This window comes from Thermoplasmatales archaeon, from assembly GCA_014361245.1.
In the GTDB taxonomy this organism is placed as follows: Archaea; Thermoplasmatota; E2; order UBA202; family JdFR-43; genus JACIWB01.
In genome coordinates this window covers 1-3,068 of the sequence record JACIWB010000077.1, presented here as the reverse complement: position 1 = coordinate 3,068, position 3,068 = coordinate 1, and the positions used below count along the sequence as shown (strand labels likewise).

Sequence of the window (3,068 nt, the reverse complement as noted above, 5' to 3'; positions counted from 1 at the left end):
GCGCTAACAAAATATTTTAAATTAATCGTGTTTTTTGTTTATGCCAATAGTTCATGTATTTCTCTGGGAAGGAAGGAAAGATGAGGAAATAAAGGAAATGGTGAAGAAATTAACAAAAGTTTTCGTTGATATGGGAATACCAGAAAATGCTGTTGAAATTTTAGTGCATGATGTTCCAAAAACAAGATGGGCAATTGGAGGAGAATTTGCATCGAAAAAATTTCGAAATATTTAAAAAGGCATCCACACCCCTCCCCTCCTTTATATACCCGCAAAAATTTATTTTCAAGGATAAAAACCTGCATATAATAAAGCGCCCTAAAGCGGGCATATGCAGGATTGCATTCATCCCCCTCCCCTCTTTTTTTTGGATAAAAATATAAAAACATTCGTGTTTTATTCCATGAAAGGAAAATTGATAACAATTGAAGGAATAGATGGTTCTGGAAAAACAACAATTGCAAAAATTCTGCATGAAAAAATTGGAAACAGCATACTAACAGCTGAGCCAACAGATGGATGGATTGGAAAAATGATAAAAAAAGCAATAGATAAGCAGGCAGATGGAATGACGCTTGCCCTTCTTTTCTCTGCTGATAGAAATGAGCACTTAAAAGAAATAAAAAAATGGCTAAAAGAAGGAAAAATTGTTATATGCGACCGCTACTTTGATTCAACTCTTGCATATCAAAAAGAGCAGTTAAAATTTGAAAATGCTGAAAAATGGCTTCTAAATCTGCAACCATTTTTAATAAAACCAGATTTAACAATTTTGCTTAAAATAGAGCCAAAGAAAGCAATTGAAAGAATAAAAAGAAAGAAGGTTTTTTTTGAAAACGAAGATTTTTTGGAAAGGGTTCAGAAAAATTATTTGGAAATAGCAAAGGAAGATAGATTTTTTATAGTGAATGCTGAGAAAAGCATAGATGAAATAGTTAATGATTGCTTGGAAGAAATGAGAAAAAGAAAAATTATTTGATCTCTATCTCCTCATTCGGCTTCATTATTATTACTTCAGCCTCAGCTAGCTTTTTGAATTCCTCTGGATTACATCTTATTAAATCAAAAGTATTGTAATGCATTGGAATTGCTATTTTTGGTTTTATCAGCTTTACTGCCATCGCCGCCTGTCTTGCGTCCATGGTATATCTTCCTCCTATGGGCAAAAGAGCGACATGTGGCTTATACATCTCACCTATCAGTTTCATATCGGAGAATAGGCATGTATCGCCCGCATGATAAACAGGTTTTTCCGTATCTATTACCAAACCAGCGGGAGATGTGTCGCCAGATGAATGGAAGGCGGGCACCATATGAATTTCAGTATTTCTTATTTTTATCCCCCCTCCAATGTTTATTCCTTCAGCATTTACACCTTTATTCTGGGCATAGCAGGCAATTTCATGAATTGCAACAATCTTCGCATTGTTATTTTTTGCTATTTCAATTGCATTTCCTAAATGGTCGGCGTGGCTGTGGGTTACTGCAACTATATCAACTTTTATGTTGCTTACACTTTCCTTGCAAAGAGGGTTTCCTTCTATAAATGGATCAACTATAATTCTATCCCTCCCTTCAATTATAAAGCATGCATGCCCAAGCCACCTAATTTTCATAAGGATAAAATAGAAAAATAAGAAAAATTTTTCTATTGTGGAAATAAGCAATGAATTAAAAATTGAAGTTATGGAAGGAGTATATGAGCCAGAAGAAGATAGCTATTTATTAATAAAAAGTATAAATGCAAAGGAAAAGAAAGCTCTTGATATGGGTTGCGGATGCGGTATTGTTGCCCTCCATCTTGCAAAAAATGACTGCAATGTTGTTGCTGTTGATATAAATGAAAAAGCTGTTGAAAATACAATAAAGAATGCGAAAATAAATGGTTTAAATTTAAAATGCTTTAAAAGTAATTTATTTGAAAATATAAATGAAAAATTTGATTTGATTGTTTTTAATCCTCCATACCTTCCAACAAAAAATGAAAGTTTGGCTTGGGACGGAGGAAAAAATGGAAAGGAAATAATAGAGAAATTTTTAAGGGAAGCTAAAAATTATCTGAATAAAGGAGGGGAGATATATCTTGTGATGAGTAGTTTTAATAAACCAGATAAAATCGTGAAAAAATTCAAGGAATATGAATTTGAAAAAATTTCAGAAAAAAAATTTTTCTTTGAAGCAATATATGTTTATAAAATCAGGATAAAATTTTCCTGACCTTTTCTTTAAATTCCTCCAAACTTCCTTCATTTATTATAACAATATCAGCCATCGCAATAACATTTCCAAGCCCCCATGAAAGTTCTTTTTTCTCCCTTTCCCTAAATTTTTCAATGCCCATGTCATTTCCATATCTTTTCCTTTTCCTTATTCTTTCATATCTTGTGAGTGGGGAAGCATGTATTGCAACAAGAATTAATTCATCTATTTTTTCTCTGAATTTCTCCACTTCTTCCATATTTCTTATCCCATCTATGACAAAAAAATCTTCATCGCTTAGCTTAGCCAAGCACCTTTTTGCCCAATAATCAGCCCCATATTTTTTCCTCATTTCATCTGCAATCTTGCCAGTAATTTCATCGCTCAAAGAGAGCCCTCTTCTAATTGCTTCTTCTCTAACTTCATCACCCATACTTATAACCTTTATATTCATCTCCCTCGCAACATTTATTGCTTCTGTCTTGCCGGCGCCCGGCATGCCAGTAAATGCAATTGCTTTCATGCTAACCTTGATATTACAACTGGTTTATTTTTTTCTATTTCATCTACTTCTCTAACTATTACTCTCGCCCCTTTTATCTTTTTTTCAAACTCCTCCCTTATTTTCTCCTTTAAAATTTCTTTCATATTCTCATTCTTATCAATTACTAAATTTACCATTATTTCATCTTCGCTATTCTGAATAATCTGGAATTGATCAACTGAAAATCTCTGCAATGAATACATTACCTTTGCTGGAATTCCAGTTATTGTGAAGGGAGGAATTATTTTTCCGCTTGGCAGAACAATTGAATCCGCCTTTCTTCCTTCTATTCTTGCAATAACTGGAGAATTTATTCCACATCCAC

6 protein-coding genes are annotated in these 3,068 nt (G+C 33.3%); 3 read left to right on the top strand and 3 right to left on the bottom strand.

Features of this window, described 5'->3' with window-relative positions:
* The first annotated feature begins 40 nt into the window (after positions 1-40).
* Complete coding sequence (locus tag H5T45_07480) at positions 41-235, top strand: tautomerase family protein (GenBank protein MBC7129539.1); 195 nt, start codon at positions 41-43, stop codon at positions 233-235.
* A gap of 168 nt (positions 236-403) precedes the next feature.
* A complete protein-coding gene (gene tmk / locus H5T45_07475; protein MBC7129538.1) occupies positions 404-979 on the top strand; it encodes a dTMP kinase in 576 nt (191 codons plus the stop codon).
* Here tmk and H5T45_07470 read toward each other — a convergent pair.
* Complete coding sequence (locus H5T45_07470; protein MBC7129537.1) at positions 972-1,616, bottom strand: metal-dependent hydrolase; 645 nt, start codon at positions 1,614-1,616, stop codon at positions 972-974. The genes tmk and H5T45_07470 overlap by 8 nt on opposite strands.
* Positions 1,617-1,686: 70 nt before the next feature.
* Between H5T45_07470 and H5T45_07465 the strand changes: the two genes are divergently transcribed.
* On the top strand, positions 1,687-2,217 hold the full coding sequence (locus tag H5T45_07465) for a methyltransferase (protein ID MBC7129536.1): 531 nt from the start codon (positions 1,687-1,689) through the stop codon (positions 2,215-2,217).
* On the opposite strand, the gene fliE is transcribed toward H5T45_07465, so the two are convergent.
* Positions 2,198-2,722 carry a flagellar hook-basal body complex protein FliE gene (gene fliE / locus H5T45_07460; GenBank protein ID MBC7129535.1) on the bottom strand — a complete coding sequence of 175 codons (525 nt, stop codon included), beginning with the start codon at positions 2,720-2,722 and terminating at the stop codon, positions 2,198-2,200. The two genes, H5T45_07465 and fliE, sit on opposite strands and share 20 nt — an antisense overlap.
* On the bottom strand, positions 2,719-3,068 hold a 350-nt coding region (locus H5T45_07455; GenBank protein MBC7129534.1), incomplete at its 5' end, for a hypothetical protein. The genes fliE and H5T45_07455, both read right to left, overlap by 4 nt.